Origin of the sequence: Hydrogenibacillus sp. N12 (assembly GCF_019645935.1) — a bacterium.
In the GTDB taxonomy this organism is placed as follows: domain Bacteria; phylum Bacillota; class Bacilli; order Thermicanales; family DSM-22653; genus Hydrogenibacillus; species Hydrogenibacillus schlegelii.
In genome coordinates this window covers 2,214,058-2,236,223 of record NZ_CP080953.1, presented here as the reverse complement: position 1 = coordinate 2,236,223, position 22,166 = coordinate 2,214,058, and the positions used below count along the sequence as shown (strand labels likewise).

Below are 22,166 nucleotides of genomic sequence, written 5' to 3'. Positions count from 1 at the left end.
GCGATGCGGACGATCGGTCGGGCCTTTTGGCGCCTTTTTTGGGCGGCGTCCTTTTTTGTCGCCGGGTACGTCGCCGCCGGATGGGGGCCGGGAAACTGGGCCGGGGGCGAAGGCGGCGGAGGGCTCCGGCCCTTCGTCTGGATCGGCCTCCCGGACGCCGTGCAGGCGGAGCTGGACCGCACCGTCGAACGGGCGATCGCGACCCGGCTCGAGGCGTGGTTCGAACTCTTTCGATACGCCGGCGAGACCCGGGCGGCGATCGACGGCGTCGAGCGGCGCCCTTCGGGCGCAAAGAACGCCGGCGCCGCCACCGGCGGCGGCAAACCCCAAGGTGGAAGCGACGCCGTCGAGGTGAGCGCCCCGGCGGTCCCGTCGGACGAACTGGTCCGGGCGATCGACGTCCTCGAGGCCACGATGACGCCAAAGGAAAAGGCCGAATTTCTCCGCTGGGCCCAGGCCCGTTTGACGCCGGCGGACGTCCGGCGCCTTGCGGAGGTGTTCGGCCGCGGGCTCACGCTCGAGACGCTGGGCGAAGCGTATACGGCGGTCCGTGAGAAACTCTCGCCGGAGGATCTGGCCTACCTTTTTTCGCTGCTCGAACGGTATGCTCAGGCGTCCCGGCTGGAGTGGCCCGCCTTCGGGCCGGACGGAGACGGGCCGGTCGGCGAAGGGCCCCCCCGGTCCGCGCCGACCGGCATCGGACAAAAGGCCGCCGAACCCGGATCGGAAGCGCCCGCCGGTCCCGGCGACGGCGGAGGACCGGCGAACGGCAGCAGGGAGGCCGCTCCGCCCGGGCGCTAAGCGGCCAAAAGCCGACACCGGTCGTCCTTGGCGACCGGTGCTTTTTTTGTTACGCTTACAGGGGGATGAGGAAGGAGGCGCTCCGGGATGCATGAGACCGGGAGCCCGGCGCCGGCCGAAAGCCGGCCATCGTTCGTCGTCTATACCGACGGCGCCTGTTCCGGCAATCCGGGGCCCGGCGGCTGGGCGGCGCTCATTCGGAACGCCGGCGCGGAGCGGGTCCTCACCGGCGGCGAGGCCCGAACGACGAACAACCGGATGGAGCTCACGGCGGTCCTCGAAGCGCTGCGGGCGCTTCCCCCGGGGGCGGACGTCGTCGTCTACAGCGATTCAGCGTACGTCGTCAATGCCTTCCGGCAGGGATGGCTCCGACGCTGGGTCGAAAGCGGCTGGCGGAAGGCGGACGGAGGCCCGGTGGAAAACCGCGATCTCTGGGCGGCCATCCTCGAGGAGACGGCGCGGCGGACGGTGCGCTTTGAGAAGGTGCGAGGGCACGCCGGCGTTCCGGAGAACGTCCGGGTCGACCGGCTGGCGGTGCGGGCGATGGCCGCCTACCGGCGGGAAAGCGGGGCGGGGCCGCGATGACGGCCGAACGGCGGCCGAATGCCCCGCCGTCCGACCCGCGAGCAGGCGCACCAAAGCCGTTCGACCCGCGGCCGGACGATCCGGATCGATCCGAACTTCGACCGGACGAGACGCCGGGCAGGCGGGGAAGAAGCGACCGGGCGCCCGAAGACGGGGCGGCGTTCAAAGCGGAGCTGAAGGCGGCGGCCCGGGCGATCGGCCTCGATGCGGTCGGCGTGACGACGGCCGATCCTTTCCACGAGCTCCGGCCGATTCTGGAGGAATATTACGGCCGGGGATATGATTCCGGATTTGAGAAGGGGACGATCGACGAGCGGGTCGATCCCCGGCGGACGATGCCGTGGGCGCAATCGATCATCGCCGCGGCGATGGCCTATCCGTCGACGCTCAAAAACGCGCCGAAATCCGTCCCCGGCGCCCGGCGGGGATTCATCGCCCGTTCGGCGTGGGGACGGGATTATCACGGCGTCCTCCGGGAGCGGCTGGAGGCGCTTCTGGCCTGGATCCGGGAGCGGGTGCCGTCCGTCCGCGGGGAGATCCTCGTCGACACCGGCGTCCTCTCCGACCGGGCGGTGGCGGCCCGGGCGGGGATCGGCTGGATCGGGAAAAACGGCCTTCTCATCACGCCGGATTACGGCTCGTTCGTCTATCTGGGGGAGCTTGTGCTCGATCTCCCCCTTCCCCCGGATGCGCCGATGGAAGACCGCTGCGGCACATGCACGAAATGCCTCGACGCGTGCCCGACGTCGGCGTTCATCCGACCGGGGGCGCTGGACAGCAAGAAGTGCCTGTCGTATCATACCCAGACGAAGGGGATGGTCCCCCTTCCGTACCGGGAAAAGCTCGGGAGCCGCCTCTACGGCTGTGACACGTGCCAGGTCGTCTGTCCGTACAACCGCGGTGTCGACGCCGATCATCATCCGGAGTTTCGCCCGGATCCGGAAGTCGTCAAGCCGCTTCTGATGCCCCTCATCGGCCTTTCGAAAAAGGCGTTTGCCGAAACGTTTGCCAAGACGGCGGCCGGCTGGCGGGGGAAGCGGACGCTGGAGCGAAACACCATCATCGCCCTGGCCCACCATCGGGCGCCGGAGGCGGTGCCGGTTCTCGCCGAGCGGCTCGCTCTGGATCCGCGGCCGGTCATCCGGGGGACCGCCGCCTGGGCGCTCGGAAAAATCGGCGGGGAGGCGGCAAAGGCGGCCCTCGAGACGGCCCGGGCGCGGGAGCGCGATCCGATGGTCCGAGAAGAAATCGAGGCGGCGCTCGCGCGGCTTTCCGGCGCTTCCGGCCGTAGCGGGGCTGAGGAGGAACGTCGCCCGGCGAATGACCGCTCGGGCATCGGCTGAGGGAGGACCGGCCCGCTGGCGGGGGCGAGGCGCGGCGCCCAGGTCCGGCGCCATGGGCAAAGGCCGGGCAACACCGGACGGGCGGTTCCGGGTCGCGCCGGCCCGAGCACGAACGCCGGAAGGGGGCGCGGCGATGCGGCCGGAGAAAAGAGCGCCGGAGTCGGGCGCGCCGGATCTGGGGTGGACCGATGTGCCGACCCCGCTCGGGACGATGCGGCTCGTGAAGGGGGCGGCGGGGCTTCTTTGGGCGAATTTCGTCGCCGACGGAGGCGCCTGGGGAGAAGCGAACGGGGACAGGGGGCAAGCGGCCCTCGCCCGGTTTCTCCGGCGGCACCGGCTGCCGGACCCGAAGCCGGCGCCGGGGCGGTTTGAGGCGGAGCGGGAAGCCCTGGCGGCGTATTTTGCCGGCGACGGGGCGGCCCTTCACCGGATTTCCCTGCATCTTTTCGGGTCGCCGTTTTCCCGGGCGGTGTGGCAGGCCGTCCGGACGATCCCCTTCGGGGAGGTGCGGTCCTATCGGGAGCTCGCCGCCGTCCTCGGCGTGCCCCGGTCGGTCCGGGCCGTCGCCCGGGCGCTTCACCACAACCCGGTTCTCCTTTTTGTCCCGTGCCACCGGGTGATCGGCGCAAGCGGCCGCCTCGTCGGCTACCGGGGCGGCCTCGACCGGAAGGCGGCCCTCCTCGCCCACGAGCGGGCGCATCGGGGCGGAGCGTCCCCCGTCGAACGGCAGACGGGCCGCTGACGGCCGCGACCGGGCGACCGATCGCCGACCGCCGCGACCGGACGGACGTTCGACCGTTGACGGTTTCGACCGAAGTGCCGATCGCCGACGACCGAAAGACGTTCGACGGCCGGTGGATCCGGAAAGGAGCGCGGTTTGGGGGGCATGCCGTTTCACATCGTGCTCGTCGAGCCGGAGATCCCGCCCAATACCGGGAACGTCGCCCGGACGTGCGCCGTGACCGGGGCGACGCTCGGGTTGGTGCATCCGCTCGGTTTTTCGCTGGAGGACCGGTATTTGCGCCGGGCGGGGCTCGATTATTGGCCGGAAGTGAGGCTCAAGGAATTTTATTCCCTGGACGACGTCTATCGCCATTTTGCCGGGCATCGCTTTTTTTATTTTTCCGCCCACGGCAAGATCCGCTACACCGACGTCCGCTTTCGCCCGGGCGACGTGCTCGTCTTCGGCAAGGAGACGACGGGGCTCCCGGAAGACGTCCTCCGGGCGAACGCCGACCGGGTGCTCCGCATCCCGATGCGAAAGACGCTCCGCTCGCTTAACCTTTCCAATGCCGTCGCCATCGTCCTGTACGAGGCGCTCCGGCAAAACGGTTTTCCCGACCTCGTCTGAGGGTGCCGACGGGCCGTCCGTCGCAAAGCGGCCGGATCGGGGACATGGTGGATCGGAGGGAAAGAAGATGGCTGCTTCGAGCGAAGAAAAAGAGAAAAAGGCGCCGGCGCCGGAACCGGTGGCGCCGGCGCCGTTTGCCCTCATCGGCGGCTCGAGCACGTTTTCGCTCGATTTTCCCGGCGGGCTCGGGCGGGAAGACGTCCGGGTGCTCGAGCGGGACGTCGTCTACGAGACGCCGTTCGGGCCGAGCCCGCCGATGACGCTGGCGGAGGTCGGCGACAAGCGCTTCTGGACGGTGAAAATGCACGGGTGGCGGCCGCCGCACGTGAGCCGGGCGGATGCGTCGCGGCAGCTCTTCTGGGTGCTCCGGGAGGCGGGCGTCGTCCGCATCTACGCCGAAGGGGGCGTCGGAAGCGTCAACCGCCTGCTGGAGCTTCGGGACGTCATCATCCCGGACGATTACATCGATTACACGATGCGGCAGGACGTCTCCCTCGGCAGCCCCTCTCTTTTAATCATGCGGGACCCGATCTGCCCGACGGGGACGGAGATCCTCGCCCGGGCCGCCCGGCGGCGGCTGGAAGGGACGGGCCGCCGGGTGTTCACCCGGGGGGTGTATCTCGTGACGGACGGCCGGCACTTTGAAAGCCGGGCGGAGGTGCAGGCGTTCCGGCTGATGGGCGCCGACGTCATCGGCCAGAGCCTGGTTCCGGAGGTGTACCTCGCCCGGGAGATCGGCGCCTGTTATACGGGACTTTACATGGTCGTCAACTACGCGGAGGGCGTCATCCGGGACTGGCGGCACCGGGAGCTGGCGGAGATTTTTTACGAGGAAGCGGCGACGATCGGCCACATCCTGCTCGATGCCCTCAAGGAAAGCCCGGAAGAAGCCGTCGGCTGCCGCTGCCGGACGCTCCGGAAGGAGACGCTGCTTCAGGAAAAGCGGTTCGATCCGTCGACGCTCGAGGAGGGCTAAGGACGCCCGGCGCGTGGAGCGGGGACGGCGACCGCATTGCCCGCCGGGAGGCTCCGGCGGGCTTTTTTGCGGCGTTTTGGCCCGGGTCTTTCGCGTTTGCCGGCGATGAGCGTGATCGGAGCGAAGACGGGCGCCGATGGGGATGGGAGAAAAGCGCTTGACGATCCAAGTGTACTATGTATAATAGAACATGGGTGTCGAGCGGCGCTCCGGCGGCGAGGAGGTGAACGGCGTGTTCGACCTGCAGGGCGAGCCGGGCGTTCCGGTGTACGAGCAACTGGTGCGGCACATCAAAGGGCTCATCGTCAAGGGACTCCTTCGGCCCGGCGACCGGCTGCCGTCGGTTCGGGACCTTTCGGCTCAGGTGCTCGCCAACCCCAACACGGTGATGAAGGCCTATCAGGAGCTGGAGCGGCAGGGGGTGATCGCCACGTATCCGGGAAAGGGGACGTTCGTCGCCGAGCGGCCTCCGGCGGGAGAAGAGCGGATGCAAAAGCTCCGAAGCCGGCTGGACGTGCTTGTCCTGGAGGCGGCGTTCTGGGGCGTCGAGGAGGCGGCGTTTCAGCGCTGGGTGGCGGAGGCGTATCGTCGGGTGCGGGGCATGGCGCCCGATGGTCGGCCGGAGCCGGCCGGAGCGGCGGCGACGTCAGACCGGGAGGGAAAGGCGGGCCGGGCGGAAAATGCGGCACGGGGCGAAGCGCGAGGCGCGGAGGCGGACGGAGGGAGGGACGGCGATGCTGGAAGTGGACGGCGTTCGGAAGGCCTTTGACGGCCGGGCGGTGCTGGACGGGGTGACGTTTTCCGCCGCGCCGGGCGAAATCGTCGGCCTCGTCGGGCGAAACGGCGCCGGGAAGACGACGCTCCTTCGGACGATGGCCGGCATCTTCCGTCCGGACGCCGGGTCGGTCCGCTACGACGGCCTGGACGTCTACCGGGTGCCGGAGGCGCGGGCGCGGCTCTTTTTCGTGACCGACGAGCGGGAGTGGCTCGGCCATTATACGCCGAAGGCGTTTTTGGCGCTGTTTTCCCGGATTTACCCCCGTTTCGACCGGGAGGCGTTCTGGGCGCGGCTTCGGGCGTTCGACCTTCCGCCGAACCGGAAGGTGCAGACGTTTTCCAAGGGGATGAAGGGGCTGTTTTATCTGTCGCTGGCGCTTTCGACGGGGGCGGAAGGGCTCCTTCTGGATGAGCCGACGGAGGGGCTCGATCCGATCTACAAAAAAGAGGCGCTGCGCTTGCTCGTCGAGGCGGCGGCGGAGGCCCGGCCGCTCATCGTCGTCGCCACCCACCGGCTGGAAGAGCTCGAGGCGATCGCCGACCGGGTGCTCTTTCTCCGGGAAGGGCGGATCGACGGCGAGGTGGCGGTGGAGGCGCTTCAGACGCGGTACGGGAAGTGGCAGGTGGCGCTCGCGGAAGGGGTCGGGCCGGAGGCGCTCGAGCGGCTTTCGGGGGTGCGGATTCTCGCCCGGACGGGGCGGGTGATGACGGTGCTCGTCGAGGGGGCGCCGGAGGAGGTGCCGGGGCGGCTCCGGGAAGCCGGCGCGCTGTTCGTCGAGCCGCTTCCGCTCAGGCTCGAAGACGTGTACGTGAGAAAGCTGGGAGGGACGCCAGATGAAGGGTGACGCCGGACAGGAAGCCGGACGAAGCGGCCTCCGGCCGCCGCTCGCCGGGCTCTGGCTGAAGGAAGGGCGGCAGATCGCCGGGGTGACGGCGGCGTTCATCGGCGCGGCGGTGTTCTGGACGGCGATCCGGGTGATGGGCCAGCTCGACGACGTCCACTTTAAGATCGAGGAAGGCTTTCCGCCGCCTTACCGGGTGCGGCTGGATTGGCCGTCGTTCTTTTTTCCGGCGTTTGTCCTGTGGCTGGCGATGGCCCAGCTCGGCGGCGAACGGAGTCGCGGGCTCGACCGGCTGACGTTTTTCTTGCCGTACGCTCGCGGGACGGTCTTCGCGGTCAAGGCGGCCCTCGGCGCGGCGGTCATCGCGGCGGCGCTTCTTCTTTCGGCTCTGGTCGGTTTCGGACTGGTGGCAGGATCCCCGTATCGGGACGTCGTCGTCTTCGACCCGGCGCTCGGGCTTAGGCTGGGGACGCTCTTCGTCGATGCGCTGGCGCTGTATGCGCTGGCGATGCTGATGGGAGCGATCGCCGGAAGCGGCGGGTACCAGGTCGCCTTGACGATCATCTTCGGCGTCTATCCGGCGGGCGTCATCGGGCTTTTGTACCTGACGGCGGTCGTGCACGTCGAGGCGCTTCATCTGCAGCCGCTGGTGGAACACTGGGCGCCGGTCGAGTGGTTTCGAGCGCATATGCAGGAGATCGCCGATGCGGTGATCGGCCTGAGTCCGCTGCTCCATTTCGGAGAGTCCTTCTTCGGGCTTCCAGGCCTCCTCACCGGCGGGGCGGATCCGGCGCAGGAGGCGGCGGCGTTCTGGCGGCTTGTTCCGTACGATCTCGGGATGACGGCGGTGTTTTTGCTGGCCGGGGCGGCCGGATATGCGGCCAACCGGCTCGAGCTTTCCCGGCGGATGCTCGTCGTGCCGGCGCTTCGGCCGCTTTTTCTCGTCGGCATCCCGGTTCACTTCGCCCTGCTCGGCGGGCTGATCGCTTCCGGATTGGTCGGCGGACCGATGATCGGCGTGGGGTCGCTCGTCCGGTTTTACTTCGGCGCCGCCGTCCTCGGCGGGGTCGTCTACTGGGGGACGCGGCAGCGGATCTTCGGTCCGCCGAGGCGGCGAAGGGGGGCGCCGGCCGGCTGACGCCGCGGTGAGGCCGCCCGATGCGGCCGATGCTTTCCCGCCTGTGCTTTCCAAAGCAAAAGGAGGAGGGCGTTCCCTCCTCCTTTTGGTTTGCAGGGTTCGGTTGTGCGAGCGGCGACGAGGGACGGGGGCGTTCGCCGGTATTCCGCCAGCGGTTCAGAGGTTCCACGTCTTGTCTTCGTTGTAGCCGGCGGTGAGGATGAAGAAGATGAGCGACGCCACGATGGCGATGACGATGGACGACTTAAAGAGCACGGCAGTCACCTCGCATCCGGTTTTCGGCAGCCCGGCCGACGTTTGGACGGGCGGGCGATGGCTCAGGGGCTGAGACCGCTTTCGTCCAACCGTATTGTACGGCAAATCGGCGAGCGCCACAAGCGGCGCGAAGCGGGCGCAAATTTCAAACACAACCGCCGGCCGATGTGGTATAATGACCGTACACCGCCGCCGAAGTCGGTCTTTTAGGAAATATATGGCAAACGGAGGGAGCCGCATGAGCGAGTGGAGCGCGCGAATCGGCGAGGCGGGCGGTCCGACGTCGGAAACCCTGGAGCGGCTCTGGTCGCGCCTCGGGGAGTATTATCGGCGGGAAGAAAGCCTCCGCTGGGAGGGGACGTTTGCCGAATACCTGGAGATCGTCCGGCGGTCGCCGCATGTGGCGGATTCGGCCCACCGGCGGATCTACCGCATGATCGTCGACGCCGGGGTGGAAGAGGTCGACGGCCGGAAGCGATATCGCTTTTTCAGCGACGAGCTGTTCGGGCTGGACGAAACGCTGGAAAAGCTCGTCGAAGAATATTTTCACGCGGCGGCGATGCGGCTCGACGTGCGAAAGCGCCTTTTGCTTCTCATGGGGCCGGTCGCCGGCGGGAAATCGACGATCGTGACGCTTTTGAAGCGCAGGCTCGAGCGGTACACCCGGACGGAGGCGGGGGCGGTCTACGGCCTGCAAGGCTGTCCGATGCACGAGGAGCCGCTCCACCTCGTGCCGCACGAGCTCCGGCCGGAGTTCGAGGCGGCGCTCGGCGTCCGGATCGAAGGGGAGCTCTGCCCGGTCTGCCGCCACCGGCTGGACGAGGAGTACGGCGGCGACATCCACCGGTTTCGCGTCGAACGGGTGCTTTTTTCTGAAGCGAAGCGGGTGGGGATCGGGACGTTTTCGCCGTCGGACCCGAAGTCGCAGGACATCGCCGAGCTCACCGGGAGCATCGATCTGGCGACGATCACGGAGTACGGTGTCGAGTCGGACCCGCGGGCATACCGCTTTGACGGCGAGCTCAACGTGGCCAACCGCGGCTTGATGGAGTTTCAGGAAATTTTGAAGAGCGATGAAAAATTCCTCTGGCACCTTTTGTCCCTCACGCAGGAGGGGAATTTTAAGGCGGGGCGATTCGCCCTGATCAGCGCCGATGAGCTCGTCGTCGCCCACACGAACGAGGCGGAGTACCGGCGGTTTGTCGCCGACAAGAAAAACGAGGCGCTCCAGTCGCGGATGATCGTCATTCGGGTTCCCTATAACCTGAAGGTGCGGGAAGAGGAGCGGATCTATGAAAAGCTTATCCGACAATCGGATTTGCGCGGCGTGCACATCGCACCGCACGCGCTCTACACCGCCGCTTTTTTCTCGATCTTGACGCGGCTTAAACCGTCGAAGCGACAGGGGATCGATCTCGTGAAAAAGCTCCGGCTCTACGGCGGCGAGGCGGTGGAGGGCTTAAGCGAGGCGGATCTGCGGGAGCTTCGGGCGGAGCACGATGACGAGGGGATGAGCGGCATCGACCCGCGGTACGTGATCAACCGCATCTCGAGCGCCCTCATCCGGCGGGACGCGGACTGCATCAACGCCCTCGACGTGCTCCGGGCGATCAAGGACGGCCTCGACCAGCACCCGAGCATCACGAAGGAGGAACGGGAGCGCTACCTCGAGTTCATCGCCCTGGCGCGGCAGGAGTACGACGAGATCGCGAAGCGGGAAGTGCAAAAGGCGTTCGTTTATTCGTTCGAAGAGGCGGCGCAGGCGATTTTGAACAATTACCTGGACAACATCGAGGCGTGGTCGCGGCGGCAGAAGCTCCGGGATCCGATCACGGGCGAAGAGGTGGAGCCGGACGAGCGGCTCATGCGGTCGATCGAAGAGCAGATCGGCGTCTCGGAAAGCGCGAAGAAGGCCTTTCGGGAGGAAATCCTCATCCGCATCTCGGCCTATGCCCGTAAGGGTCGCCCGTTTACGTACGACAGCCACGAGCGGCTGAAGGAGGCGATCGAGCGGAAGCTCTTCGCCGATCTCAAAGATACGGTGCGGATCACGACGTCGAGCGTGACGCCGGATGAGGAGCAGCTCCGGAAGGTGAACGAGGTCTCCCGACGGCTCATCGACGAGGACGGCTACTGCGCGACGTGCGCCAACGAGCTCCTCCGATACGTCGGCGGGCTCTTGAACCGGTAGCCGGCGGCCGATCGGGGAAAACGGCGGTGAGGCGGGCCCCGGTCGGCCGGGCAGCAGCGAAGGGGGCGCGGCCCCGGCCTTTTCCCTCGGCGCCGGCGCGGACGCGGCGTCGGCACGGGAGCGCAATGTCGGCACGGCCGCAGATCCGGAAAGGAGGGGGGACGATGGACGGGGCGCTCGTGTTTCGCGAAGACTGGTCGCTTCATCCGAAGGGGCATCTCGATCGGCGGCGCCACGACGCCCGGGTGCGGGAGGCGATCCGGGAGCGCCTGCCGGATCTTTTGCACGATGAGAGTTTTTTCCTCTCCGACGGCAAGGCGATCGTCCGCATTCCGGTGCGGACGCTGGAGGAGGCGCGCTTTCGCTTCGATGAGGGCAAACATCGCCACGTCGGCCAGGGCGCCGGCGGGACGCGGCCGGGGGACGTCGTCGGCCGGGCGGTGGACGGGGCGACCCAGGACGGCGGCCCCGGCGAGGCGCCGGGGGTCGACTACATCGAGGCGGAAGTGACGCTCGAGGCGGTGGAGGAGGTGCTGTTTTCCGAGCTGACGCTGCCGAACCTTCGGCCCAAGGCGCCGGAGGCGGTCTCCTCCGACGGGGAGCGGTTTACGGACCTGAGGAAAAGGGGGGCCTGGGCCAATCTCGACAAGCGCCGGACGGTCTTTCAGGCGCTCAAGCGGGCGCAGCTTCGGGCGGCCCTGGCCGGCCCCGAAAGGGGGGGCGCCGGGGCGGAGCGGGAGCGGGCGATGCTCCGCCTCACCGAAGAGGACCTTCGCTTTCGCACCTACGCTCCGGCGCCCCAGGAAGAGGGCCGGGCGGTCGTCTTCGCGATGATGGATACGTCGGGATCGATGGGGACGTACGAGAAGGAGATGGCGCGGACGTTTTTCTTCTGGATGACGCGCTTTTTGAAGACGCGCTTCGAGCGGGTGGATCGGGTCTACATCGCCCATCACGCCGAGGCGAAGGTCGTCGACGAGGAGACGTTTTTCCGCAAGGGGGAAAGCGGCGGGACGGTCGTCTCGTCGGCGTACGCCCTGGCGCTTCGGTTGATCGCGGCGGAATATCCGCCGGAGCGGTACAACCTTTACGCGATCCACTTTACCGACGGCGACAACCTGCCCCAGGACAACGCGGAAGCGCGCCGGCTGTTGGAAGCGCTGATCGAGCGGACGAACCTCACCGGGTATGCGGAAGTGACCCACTATGCGAAGCGCCGGACGCTCTACGATGAGTTTTTGCCGCTCGCCTCTCCGGCGTTTCGCCTCGTCCGCCTGCAGGACAAAAGCGACCTGTACGGGGCGCTCCGGCACTTTTTCAGCGAGCGGCCGGCGTAAACCGGCGGGCGGCCGGGGGAGAAAGCGGCAGGCGGCCGACGGCGAAAGCGACAGGCGGCCGGGGAGCAAAGCGCCGGGCGGCTCGGGCGATTTGGATCGCTCCGGCCGCTTTCGCCGGCCCCCTTGGGCGGCAGGAGGCGTCGCTTCGAGCGCGAAAGGAACGGGGCATCGGGAGGGAGGGCCATGGAAGGGCGCCTTCGCCGGGCGGAGGAAGACGCCCGGCTCAAGGAGCGGATCGAGGCGGTGACGGCGATCGCCCGGGAGATGGGGCTCGATTTTTTTCCGATGCGCTACCACATCATCCCGGCGGACGTCATGCTCGCCATCGGCGCGAGCGGCATGCCGACGCGCTTTTCCCATTGGCAGTTCGGGAAGGCGTTTTACCGGATGAAGCTCCACTACGACCTCGGCCTGTCGAAGATTTACGAGCTGGTCATCAACAGCGATCCGTGCGAGGCGTTTTTATACGAAGGGAATTCGCTTTTGCAGAACACGGTGATCGTGGCGCACGTCCTGGCCCACAGCGACTTTTTTAAAAACAACGTCTATTTTTCCCGGACGAACCGCCGCATGGTGGACAGCATGGCGGCGTCGGCAGAGCGGATCCGCCGCTACGAAATCGCGTACGGCGAACGGCGGGTGGAAGCGTTTTTGGATGCGGCGCTGTCGATCCAGGAGCACATCGATCCGTACGGGACGGCCCGGGAGACGGGGTTCTGGTGGGAAGACGCGGACGCTTTTTACGATGCGGCGGTCGTCGGGTCCGACCGGCGGATCGAGGGGTCCGACCGGCAGGGGGAAGCGGGGTCGGCTGAGGCGCCGGCTCGCGGGGACGGGCGCGTTGGGGGCGGCGATCCGCCGGGGAAGAAGCGGCGATGGGGGCTTTTTGTCGATTTGTGGGCCCTGGACGAGCGGCTTTCGGGGAACGACGGGAAACGGTCCGGCGCCGGCGGGGCGGAAGCGGAGCCCCCGGCGCGCCGGCATTTTCCTCCGGAGCCGGAAAAGGACGTGCTTCTTTTTATCCTTCGCTTCAGCACGGCCCTCGAGCCGTGGCAGCGGGACATCCTCACGATCGTCCACGACGAGATGCGGTATTTCTGGCCGCAGCTCGAAACGAAGATCATGAACGAAGGGTGGGCGACCTACTGGCATCGGAAGATCATGCAGGCGCTTCCCCTTTCGCCGGAGGAGGCGATCGAGTTTGCGCGGATGCACGCGGAGATCGTGAAGCCGTATCCAGGCGGGATCAACCCGTACCTCCTCGGCTGGAAGATGTTCGAGGCGATCGAGGCGAAAAGCGGGCGGGAGGGGATGTTCGAGGCGCGGGAGCTCGACAACGACGTGTCGTTCATCCGCAATCACCTGACGGAGGAGGTCGTCCGGGAGCTCGATCTTTTCGTCTATGGCCGGAAGGACGACGTTTGGCAGGTGGAGACGACGGACTGGACGGCGGTGCGGGAGGCGCTCATCCGCCAGCGGATCGGCGGCGGGTTTCCCATCATCGTCGTCGCCGACGGGGATTTCGAACGGCGGGGGGAGCTTCTTTTGCGGCACGTCCACGACGGCCCGGAGCTCGACATCCGCTCGATCGAACAGACGCTCCCGCACGTCCACCGGCTCTGGGGCCGCCCGGTGCACCTGGAGACGGTGCTGGAGGGCCGGCCGGTCCGGTTTTCCTACGACGGGATCCGGCATGACCGCAACGTTTTGGCTTGAGGCGGCATGCGAAAAATTTTTCTCGGACGGCTTGCAGGATTTTGCGGACAAAAGTCGAGGTGCAAAAGGTTTGAGCACGCACCAGCCAAAATTTTAACAAGTTTACAGTCTTTTATTTCGTTTGTCTGATGTGGTTTTTGGTTGGTTTGGTTACGGACATTTTTCTAAAAGAAAGGGGGGTTAAATTAAAGAAATCAATAAATAGATGATAAACAAAGATTCTAACAACAATTGACCTCCGTGCGACATCGCTGCTTCGGGCGCACTGGAATTGTTCTTGTTTTTCGGGCGAGGTATGATCATGGTATGATCAAAGAAAGCGTTTTGCGGCGACGGGAAGAAGGGCCTTGGAAAAAGCCCAAGCCGAGAACGGGCCGCAAGGGTCGACGCTCGATAATGAGGACGGAAAAACAGGCGGACGGAGGGATGCGGGGTGATCGAACGAGAGGTGCGGCCGATCCCGGTGGAGGAAGCCCGGCGGCGGCTTTTCGATTGGGCCCGGCCGCGGGCGGCGGAGCGGCGGCCGCTTCTTCAGGCGTTCGGCCGCTACCTGGCGGAGGCGCCGGTCCTTCCCGAGGACGTGCCGCCGTTCGACCGGGCGCTCAAAGACGGGTTTGCTGTGCGGGCGGCGGAGACGGCGGGGGCGTCGCCGGAGGCGCCGGTCGTCCTTCGGATCGCGGAGGAGGTGCCCGCCGGCGGCTGGCCGAAGGCGGCCCTTCGACCGGGAACGGCGGTCCGCATCATGACCGGCGCCCCCCTTCCGGCGGGGGCCGACGCCGTCGTGCCGGTCGAAGACGCGGTGCTTCCGCCGGGGGCCAGCGGCCGCGCCGGCGAGGTGGTGCATATCGTCCGTCCGACGCGGCCGGGGGCGGAGCGGCAGCCGAAAGGGGGCGATCTCCGGCAGGGGAGCGCGCCGGTCGAGGCCGGCGCGAGGATCGGCCCGGCGGAGGCGGCGGTGCTCGCCACGGCCGGCGCGGAGGAAGTTGCGGTCGTGCGGCTCCCTCGGGTGGCCCTCGCCGTGACGGGGGACGAGCTTGTGACGGGGTCCGGTCCGCTCCGGCCGGGGCAGATCCGCAATTCGAACGGCCCGATGCTGCGGGCGCTTTTCGCGGGAGAAGGGTTTCGGGTGGAGGACCTCGGCCGGCTGCCGGACGCGACGGAAGACGTCGTCCGGGCGATCGGGGAGGCGCTGGAGGCGGCGGACGTCGTCGTGACGACGGGAGCGGTGTCGGTCGGCGACTATGACGTCGTTCCGGAGGCGATGACGCGGCTTCGGCTCGAGGTCCTGTTTCGGAAGGTGGCGATCAAGCCGGGGATGCCGCTTACGGTGGCGGTCCGCGACGATCGGGCGTGGATCGCCCTTCCGGGAAATCCGGCGTCGTCGTTTGTGACGACCCATCTGTTCGTCCTCCCGCTCCTTCGCAAGATGGCCGGCGCTCGCCGGTGGGAACCGCTTCGGACGACGGGGCGCTTGATCGGAAAGCCCGCGGAGCGGCCGACGTGGCGCACGCGCTTCTGGCGGGCGGAGGCGCGGCTTAAGGAGGGGGCCGTCGTCGTCGACGCGGGGCGATCGCAGACGTCGGCGTCGATTTCGAGCTTTCTCGGGACGAACGCCTTCGTCGAGGTGCCGCCGGAGGCGGACCCGGCCGTCGGGGAGACGGTGACCGTCTGGTGGATCGGCGGCTGCCCGGGATGAGCGGCCGCGGAGGACGGGATGGGTTGACAATCGAGGCCGGCTGCGGGGGTGCCGTCCGGAAGCTGCCTGGGTCGTACGGGCCCGGCGGGTTTCCCGGGCGGCTGAGAGGGCAACGCCCAACCCTTGGAACCTGATCCGGTTCGGACCGGCGGAGGGAAGCGGCCGCAAGGAACGCGCCGGACGGCTCGCCGAGGCGTCTCGGCGGACGCCGGCCTTCCGGGCGGGGCGCCGACCGATGCGGTCGGCGCTTTTCTTTAATCGGGAGGCCGGGATGGGACCGCCCTGCCGCCGTCCGCACCGGGGAGGCCGTCCGGCCCGCTCGCCCTCAAAACCCCGTGCGAAAGGCAGGGGCTCACCAAGGTCACTCTGGTCGCAGGCCCGATGTCTTATAACCCTGCGCGAAAGGAGGGGGAGTATGGACCGGCAGAGAGAGATCGACCGCCTCGGATTGTCGCCGCGGGCGGTGGCCGAGATCGCGGCGCTCGTGGCCCTTTCGGTCGTGCTGAGTCCGCTTCTTTCCATTCCGATCGGTCCATTTCGGGCGTATCCGGTGCAGCATCTCGTGAACGTCCTGACGGCGGTGCGCCTGGGGCCGGGGGCGGCGGTGCTGCAGGCGGCGACGGCCTCGACGCTTCGCCTGGCCCTGGGGACGGGGACGATCTTCGCCTATCCCGGGAGCCTCTTCGGCGCCTGGCTCGCCGGCGTCCTCTACCGCCGCTTCCAACACTTCGTCGCCGCCGCGTTCGGCGAGGCGATCGGGACGGGGCTCGTCGGGGCGGCGGTCGCGTACGGCCTCGGCCGCCTGGTCGTGAGCCGGGAGGTGGCGCTTTTGGGCTTTGTGGGGCCGTTTCTCTTAAGCTCGGCCCTCGGGGCCGCCGGCGGGGTTGCCCTCCTCCTTGCGCTTCGGCGAACCGGCCTACTCGACGGCGAAAAGCTTTCACGGTTCGATGCCGCCCCGCTGCCCGGCGCAGACGAATGAGCAGCGAAGGAGGAAAGGGCAGCGAAGGAGCCGCCGCGCCAGCGAGCACCGGTTCTCTTCTCCGGCGCGGCGAAAGGCGCCTGGGCGGGCGGCTTCCGGGACGGGCCGACGACGTCCCAGGCTGCCGGGGCGAAAGCCCACCGGCCGCTTGCGGGTAGGATCGCTGATCTGAGCTGCGCAAGGCCGTCGGCCGCGCAGGGGGATGAGCGGCGAGCGGTGATCAGCAATCAGCGATCAGCAATCAGCGATCAGCAATCAGCAATCGGGAGATTCTTGGGCGAGGTTCTCGAGCAGCAGGAGGTTCGATCCGATGTTCGACGCTTCCCGGGCCGGCGCGGCGCTTCGGGCGATCCGGGACCGCCGCCCGCTCATTCATGCCATCACCAACACGGTCGCACAAAATTTTACGGCAAACGGCCTTCTCGCCCTTGGCGCCTCGCCGGTGATGGCCGACGCGCCGGAGGAAGCGGGCGAGATGGTGGCGATGGCCGCCGGGCTTCTGATTAACCTCGGGACGGTCACCGATCGGACGCTTCGGGCGATGGAAGCAGCGCTCCGGGCGGCGAACGCCGCCGGCGTGCCGGCGGTCCTCGATCCGGTTGGGGTCGGCGCGACGGCGTTTCGCACCGAAGCCGTTGAGCGGCTTCTTTCCGCCGGGCGGTTTGCCGTCATCCGGGGCAACGTCGCCGAGGTGGCAAATCTCATCGGCCGGCCGCTTCCGATCAAAGGGGTCGATGCGGAGGCGGTGCCGACGGAGGTGGCGGTGGCCGTCGCCCGGGCGGCGGCGGAGCGCTTCGGGACGGTCGTCGCCGCCACGGGGCCGGAAGATGTCGTCACCGACGGCCGAAGGACGCTCATCGTCGCCAACGGCGATCCGCTCATGGCCCGGGTGACGGGAAGCGGCTGCCTCCTCGGGGCGATCGTGGCGGCGTTTGCCGCGGTGGAACAAGAGGCGTTCCGGGCGGCGGCCGATGCCCTCGTCGCCTTCGGCGTGGCGGGGGAGATCGCCCGGGAGCGCCTTGCGGCTTTAGGCCCGGTGCGAAGCGGACGTTACGGCATCGCCCTCCTCGACGCCCTCGACGGGCTCGATGAAGGGGCGCTCGCGGCGCGGGCCCGCGTCCGGGAGGCGGAGGAGATGGCGGCCGAAGGCGGCGGGAGCGCGTAAGGCCGGCATTTCTCTTTCGGCGCTCGGCGAGGCGGCGTCTATGCGAGATCCGGAACGGGACGGGAGGGATCGGCGATGCGTTCGGGAACGCCGGTGGCGCGGGCGCTGACGATCGCCGGGTCGGACTCCGGCGGCGGCGCCGGCATCCAGGCGGATTTGAAGACGTTTTTTGCCCTCGGCGTCTTCGGCATGAGCGCCATCACGGCGGTGACGGCCCAGAACACGCGGGACGTCACCGGCGTCTATCCCCTTTCGCCGGAGGCGGTGGCGGCGCAGATCGACGCCGTGGCGGACGACCTCGGGGTCGACGCGGCGAAGACGGGGATGCTGTTTTCCCGCGCCATCATCGAGGCCGTCGCCGAGCGCGTACGAAAGCACCGGATCGAACGGCTCGTCGTCGATCCGGTGATGGTCGCCAAGGGCGGCGCGCCGCTTTTACAGGACGAGGCGGTGCAGGCGTATCTCGATGCGATCCTGCCTCTCGCCCTCGTCGTCACGCCGAACCTTCCGGAAGCGGAGCGGCTCACCGGACGGGCGATCCGCACGCGGGCGGACAAGCTTCGGGCGGCGGAGGCGCTTTATTCCCGCGGCGCGCGGCACGTCGTCATCAAAGGCGGGCATGAAGAAGGCCCCGTCGTGGAGGACGTCTTTTTCGACGGGGCGCGGGCGGTCGTCTTTAAGAAAAAGCGGACGGCGACGAAAAACACCCACGGCACGGGCTGTACCTTTTCGGCGGCGATCGCGGCCGAGCTGGCGAAGGGGGCGGACGTGTTTCAGGCGGTCTTCACCGCCGAGCGGTTCATCGACGCGGCCATCCGCTCGGCGCTTCCGCTCGGGTCGGGGCACGGACCGACGAACCACTGGGCGTACGGCGCCCTCCGGCCGGCGGCGACGCTTTCGGCGGAGGCGGCCCCGGAGGTCGAGTGGGAAGACGTTCAGTAATCGCCCTCTTTGACAAAACATAGGCATTTGGCAGCCGGGGCCGCCGCGGCGTCCGGCGGTTCTCCGGCGGGCGTTCGCGTGGTAAGATGAGGGCGTGCGGGAAAGGGAGCGCGGAAGACGGAGGGGCGAGTCCGGAGGAGGGAAGATCGTGTTGGACCGAAAAGCCCTGCTCAGTTATTTCATTTTCGGCACGCCGGATACGAAGTACGATCCGGTCTGGCTCCTGGAGCAGGCGATCGAAGGAGGCATCACCGCGTACCAGTTCCGGGAAAAGGGACCCGGGGCGCTCACCGGCGAGGAGCGACTCGCCCTTGCGCGGCGCCTCAGGGCGGTGGCCCGGCGGCACGGGGTGCTGTTTTTCGTCGACGACGATCCGGATCTGGCCCTCGAGGTCGAGGCGGACGGGGTGCATATCGGGCAGGAGGACGAGCCGATCGAGCGCGTGAGACAAAGGGTGGGGACGAAACTCCTCATCGGGGTCTCCACGACCACCTTGGAACAGGCCAAGCGGGCGGAGGCGGCGGGCGCGGATTACATCGGCGCCGGGCCGATCTTTCCGACGCAGACGAAGCCGGGGAAGCCGCCGGTCGGGCCGGAGCACGTGGCGCGCCTTCGGGAGGCGGGCATCGCGCTTCCGATCGTGGCCATCGGCGGCATCACGCCGGAGAACGCGGAAGGCGTCATGCGGCACGGCGCCGACGGCGTGGCGTACATCTCGGCGGTCGCCCGGGCCGACGAGCCGAAAAAGGCCGCCCGGGCGATCACCCGGGCGGCGGAAGCGGGGCTCGGTCCGCGCGGCGGCTGACGCCGGGCTCCGGACCGGCAAAAACCGACGCCCGCAGGCGGCTTAGGCGATCCGCCGGATGAGGATGACGGCGTTCGTGCCGCTGGTGCTCAGGCTGAGGCCGAGACCGGTCTGTACAAGCTGCAGTGTTCCCGGCGTCTTGGCCTCAAAGGCGACGGCGCCGCTCAAGTTGACGCCGGCCAGAAGGAGGCTGAAGGGGACGTCGTTCGGGTTCGGCGCGGCGGTCCCGCTGAACTGGACTTTGACCGTGCCGAGCAAGGTGGCGGCAACGGTGTACAGGTAAAATTGCACGACATAGAAGCCGGGGCGCTGAAGCGAAAACGTCGTGTCGTTCAGGACGACGATGTCGTCGCCGACCTGGACACCGGGCGTGTTGAAGGACACCGGTTCGTTGACGCCGATGTTGAGGAGCCCGCCGACGTTGGTGCGGCTGAGAAATCCGAGGAGGGCGGGCGCTCCGCCTCCGTTTTCCGGCGGCGGGGGTTCCTGCGGCTGCGGGCACTGACAGGTCACCGTCGGCTGGCACGTGGGATGGATGATGATCTTCAGTCCCCCGGTTTTCTTGGTCGGGACGACTATCTTTTTATGGCAACGCATGAAGTCACCTCCTTTCGCCGCCTGCGGATACGGTATGTCCGAGGGGAGCCGGACGCCGCGGCAAAGGAACAAGGCGGGCGCCCCATCCGCACGACGGCGGATAAGCGGTGGGCCCGCCGATGCGGGGAGCGGCCGGGATGGACCGGCCGGAGGAGCCGGATAGAGAGGAGCTCGGGTGGATGTCGGAATTCGGGGTGGCCGTGCTGCTCGGGGCGCTCGAAGGACTCACCGAGTTTTTGCCGATTTCGTCCACGGGGCACCTCATCCTCGTTGGGCACTGGCTCGGGTTTACCGGAGAATTGGCCAAGACGTTTGACATTTTTATTCAGCTGGGGGCGATCTTTGCCATCGTCGTGCTGTATTTCCGGCGGTTTGTCGGTTTTTTGACCGTGCCGGACCTTCGGGCCCGCCGGCTCAACATCGTCCACCTCGCCCTCGGCGTGTTGCCGGCGGCCGTCGTCGGCTTTTTGCTGCACGACTTTATCAAAAGCCGTCTGTTTTCGCCGCAGACGGTCGTCTACGGCCTCTTCGCGGGGGCGCTCTTGATGGCGGCGGCGGAATGGGTGGCCCGGAGGGGAGAGGCGACCGCCGGCATGCCGCGAGGGACGGAAGCGAACGCCGACACGCGGCGGAGGCCGGGAAGCGCCGGACCGACGGCCCGGACGGTCGACGAGCTCACGTACGCTCAGGCGCTCTGGATCGGTCTCTTTCAGACGCTCGCCCTCTACCCCGGCTTTTCCCGGTCCGGGGCGACGATCAGCGGCGGGATTCTCGCCGGGGCATCCCGGGCGGCGGCGGCGGAGTTTTCCTTTCTCGTCGCCGTGCCGGTCATGTTCGGCGCCGTCGGCCTCGACCTCGTCAAAAGCTGGTCGATCATCCGGCCGGAGGACTGGGGCGTGCTCTTCGCCGGCTTCGGCACGGCGTTCGTCACGGCGATGCTGGCGGTGGTGACGTTTTTAAGGCTCCTTGGCCGCTACGGCCTCGGGCCTTTCGTCGTCTACCGCCTGCTCCTGGTGGCGATGTTGTGGGGGGTGTTGGCCCGCCGGATGTAGGCGGCCGGCACCTTCGGCCGACCGCCGGCAAGCGCTTTTTTCGCCCGGTCGTTCACCGATCTGTCACATTTTCTTCAGCCGGGCTTCAGCTTCCTTCGCTTCAATTGAAAGTGGACGGATGTCGAAGATCTCGGAACGCGGAGGGGTGGGGCCGATGAAACGCATGAGCGGCAAGGCGGTCGTGCTGGCGTTTTTGGCCGGCGTGCTCTTTGCAAGCGGGTTTTGGCTCGGGAAAGTCGGCTCGCCGCTTCCATCGGCCGGGGCGTCGCCGATCGACGGGAAGGCGGCCGCCGCCGGCACCGTGGAAGGGAAGGCGGCCCTTCTTCCGGAGTCGACCGACAAAGGCCACAGCCTCATCGCCGAGATGGTGAAAAAGGCGGGGCCGGCGGTGGTGCGCATCGAGACGAAGATCCCCGCCCGGGGCGGGTCGACGGACGAGATGTTGTTCTTCGGTCCGTTTCCGTTTAGCGTGCCGGTGCCGAACCAGCCGAGCGGGTCGATCGGGTCCGGCTTTTTCATCTCGGAAGACGGGACGATTCTCACGAACAACCACGTCATCGACAAGGCGAGCGAGATCAAGGTCTACATGTCCGACCGGAAGACGCCGCTTACGGCCCATGTCGTCGGCCGGGATCCGGAACTCGACCTCGCGGTGCTGAAGGTGGACGGAAAGGGCCCGTTTCCGTACCTTCCCCTCGGGGATTCGGACAAGATGGACGTCGGCGACTGGGTGGTGGCGATCGGAAACCCCTTCGGCCTGGATCATACGGTGACGGTCGGGGTGCTCTCGGCGAAGGGGCGGCCGCTTACGGTCGAGGGAAAGCAGTTTAAAAACCTCCTCCAGACCGACGCGTCGATCAACCCCGGAAACAGCGGCGGCCCGCTGCTCAACCTGAGCGGCGAGGTCATCGGCATCAACACCGCCGTGAGCGCCCAGGGGCAGGGGATCGGCTTTGCCGTCCCGAGCAATTCGGTGAGGGAAGTGCTGAATGACCTCCTCACGAAGGGGAAGGTCTCCCGGCCGTGGGTCGGGATCGGCGTGCAGGATTTCACGCCGGACATCGCCGACTACCTCGGCCTGCCGCGGTCGACGAAGGGGGCGCTCGTGTCGCAGGTGTTTGACGGAAGCCCCGCTCAGAAGGCGGGCCTTCGGCCCGGCGATGTGATCGTCCAGTTCGACGGCAAAGACGTCGCCGACGCCCAGACGCTCGTCGACCTGATCCAGCAGGCGAAAGTCGGCGAGGTGAAAAAGCTTCTCGTGAACCGCGGCGGCGAGCTCGTCCCGATCTCGGTCCGGATCGGCGAGAAGACGTATCAGTGATGGCCCCAAAAACCCCAAAAAAAAAGCGCCCGGCCCCTTCCTCCGGTCGGGCGCTTCTTCTTTTGCGCAAACACGCGCTTTTTTGGGCGGAAACGGCGGAAACGCTTCTTTCGGCCGCCGGTCGCCGGCCGGGCCGGGACCCCGGCACGCTCCGTCGCCGCGCGTCGACGGGCGACGTGGCGGGGGTCGAAGCGCGAAGCGGACGAAGGTCGCTTTTTCGGCGAGTGAAACGTGCGGGCGCCCGATGCCGCCGGTACAATGGGAAGCGAGGGGAGAAGAAGCGCTTCAGGGAGGGCG

General features: G+C 67.7%; 20 protein-coding genes and 1 riboswitch. Of the genes, 19 read left to right on the top strand and 1 reads right to left on the bottom strand.

Annotated elements, in window-relative coordinates; all coding sequences use genetic code 11:
• The first annotated feature begins 3 nt into the window (after positions 1 to 3).
• The 17 genes from K2M58_RS10465 to thiE all read left to right on the top strand — a co-directional run bounded on the left by K2M58_RS10465 (position 4) and on the right by thiE (position 18,899).
• On the top strand, positions 4 to 801 hold the full coding sequence (locus K2M58_RS10465) for a hypothetical protein (RefSeq protein WP_220677497.1): 798 nt from the start codon (positions 4 to 6) through the stop codon (positions 799 to 801).
• 87 nt (positions 802 to 888) lie between these two features.
• Entirely contained in the window at positions 889 to 1,386 is a 498-nt protein-coding gene (gene rnhA / locus K2M58_RS10460; RefSeq protein ID WP_066203389.1) for a ribonuclease HI, read from the top strand.
• Positions 1,383 to 2,729: a tRNA epoxyqueuosine(34) reductase QueG gene (gene queG, locus K2M58_RS10455; RefSeq protein WP_220677496.1), complete on the top strand. Its 1,347-nt coding sequence runs from the start codon at positions 1,383 to 1,385 to the stop codon at positions 2,727 to 2,729. Before rnhA ends, queG begins: the two co-directional genes overlap by 4 nt.
• Before the next feature lie 133 nt (positions 2,730 to 2,862).
• Complete coding sequence (locus K2M58_RS10450; RefSeq protein WP_220677495.1) at positions 2,863 to 3,471, top strand: methylated-DNA--[protein]-cysteine S-methyltransferase; 609 nt, start codon at positions 2,863 to 2,865, stop codon at positions 3,469 to 3,471.
• A 144-nt stretch (positions 3,472 to 3,615) separates the two neighbouring features.
• Positions 3,616 to 4,080, top strand: a complete 465-nt coding sequence (locus K2M58_RS10445; protein WP_220678898.1) for a tRNA (cytidine(34)-2'-O)-methyltransferase — start codon at positions 3,616 to 3,618, stop codon at positions 4,078 to 4,080.
• 67 nt (positions 4,081 to 4,147) lie between these two features.
• Positions 4,148 to 5,056 (top strand): MTAP family purine nucleoside phosphorylase, encoded by a 909-nt coding sequence (locus K2M58_RS10440; protein WP_220677494.1) that lies wholly within the window; start codon positions 4,148 to 4,150, stop codon positions 5,054 to 5,056.
• A 232-nt stretch (positions 5,057 to 5,288) separates the two neighbouring features.
• Positions 5,289 to 5,825 (top strand): GntR family transcriptional regulator, encoded by a 537-nt coding sequence (locus K2M58_RS10435; RefSeq protein ID WP_252393464.1) that lies wholly within the window; start codon positions 5,289 to 5,291, stop codon positions 5,823 to 5,825.
• Complete coding sequence (locus tag K2M58_RS10430; protein WP_066203400.1) at positions 5,791 to 6,678, top strand: ABC transporter ATP-binding protein; 888 nt, start codon at positions 5,791 to 5,793, stop codon at positions 6,676 to 6,678. Before K2M58_RS10435 ends, K2M58_RS10430 begins: the two co-directional genes overlap by 35 nt.
• A complete protein-coding gene (locus tag K2M58_RS10425) occupies positions 6,668 to 7,813 on the top strand; it encodes a hypothetical protein (protein ID WP_220677492.1) in 1,146 nt (381 codons plus the stop codon). Before K2M58_RS10430 ends, K2M58_RS10425 begins: the two co-directional genes overlap by 11 nt.
• Before the next feature lie 493 nt (positions 7,814 to 8,306).
• Positions 8,307 to 10,259: a PrkA family serine protein kinase gene (locus tag K2M58_RS10420; protein WP_220677491.1), complete on the top strand. Its 1,953-nt coding sequence runs from the start codon at positions 8,307 to 8,309 to the stop codon at positions 10,257 to 10,259.
• 164 nt (positions 10,260 to 10,423) lie between these two features.
• Positions 10,424 to 11,596 carry a YeaH/YhbH family protein gene (locus K2M58_RS10415; protein ID WP_220677490.1) on the top strand — a complete coding sequence of 391 codons (1,173 nt, stop codon included), beginning with the start codon at positions 10,424 to 10,426 and terminating at the stop codon, positions 11,594 to 11,596.
• Between the two features lie 183 nt (positions 11,597 to 11,779).
• On the top strand, positions 11,780 to 13,312 hold the full coding sequence (locus tag K2M58_RS10410) for a SpoVR family protein (protein ID WP_220677489.1): 1,533 nt from the start codon (positions 11,780 to 11,782) through the stop codon (positions 13,310 to 13,312).
• A 433-nt stretch (positions 13,313 to 13,745) separates the two neighbouring features.
• On the top strand, positions 13,746 to 15,008 hold the full coding sequence (gene glp / locus K2M58_RS10405; protein ID WP_220677488.1) for a molybdopterin molybdotransferase MoeA: 1,263 nt from the start codon (positions 13,746 to 13,748) through the stop codon (positions 15,006 to 15,008).
• 34 nt (positions 15,009 to 15,042) lie between these two features.
• Positions 15,043 to 15,183, top strand: a riboswitch (TPP riboswitch).
• Between the two features lie 240 nt (positions 15,184 to 15,423).
• Positions 15,424 to 15,987: an energy coupling factor transporter S component ThiW gene (thiW, locus tag K2M58_RS10400; protein WP_220677487.1), complete on the top strand. Its 564-nt coding sequence runs from the start codon at positions 15,424 to 15,426 to the stop codon at positions 15,985 to 15,987.
• Positions 15,988 to 16,297: 310 nt separating this feature from the next.
• Positions 16,298 to 17,152, top strand: coding sequence for a hydroxyethylthiazole kinase (thiM, locus tag K2M58_RS10395; protein ID WP_220677486.1), 855 nt, complete (start codon positions 16,298 to 16,300; stop codon positions 17,150 to 17,152).
• A 75-nt stretch (positions 17,153 to 17,227) separates the two neighbouring features.
• On the top strand, positions 17,228 to 18,094 hold the full coding sequence (gene thiD, locus K2M58_RS10390) for a bifunctional hydroxymethylpyrimidine kinase/phosphomethylpyrimidine kinase (RefSeq protein ID WP_220677485.1): 867 nt from the start codon (positions 17,228 to 17,230) through the stop codon (positions 18,092 to 18,094).
• A 148-nt stretch (positions 18,095 to 18,242) separates the two neighbouring features.
• Entirely contained in the window at positions 18,243 to 18,899 is a 657-nt protein-coding gene (gene thiE, locus K2M58_RS10385) for a thiamine phosphate synthase (protein ID WP_289628247.1), read from the top strand.
• Between the two features lie 42 nt (positions 18,900 to 18,941).
• Here thiE and K2M58_RS10380 read toward each other — a convergent pair whose 3' ends face one another.
• Positions 18,942 to 19,496, bottom strand: a complete 555-nt coding sequence (locus K2M58_RS10380; protein WP_220677484.1) for a BclA C-terminal domain-containing protein — start codon at positions 19,494 to 19,496, stop codon at positions 18,942 to 18,944.
• 179 nt (positions 19,497 to 19,675) lie between these two features.
• Between K2M58_RS10380 and K2M58_RS10375 the strand changes: the two genes are divergently transcribed.
• Together K2M58_RS10375 and K2M58_RS10370 are read left to right on the top strand one after the other, a co-directional pair.
• Positions 19,676 to 20,548: an undecaprenyl-diphosphate phosphatase gene (locus K2M58_RS10375; protein ID WP_220678896.1), complete on the top strand. Its 873-nt coding sequence runs from the start codon at positions 19,676 to 19,678 to the stop codon at positions 20,546 to 20,548.
• A 154-nt stretch (positions 20,549 to 20,702) separates the two neighbouring features.
• Entirely contained in the window at positions 20,703 to 21,869 is a 1,167-nt protein-coding gene (locus K2M58_RS10370) for a S1C family serine protease (RefSeq protein ID WP_252393463.1), read from the top strand.
• Positions 21,870 to 22,166 lie beyond the last annotated feature (297 nt).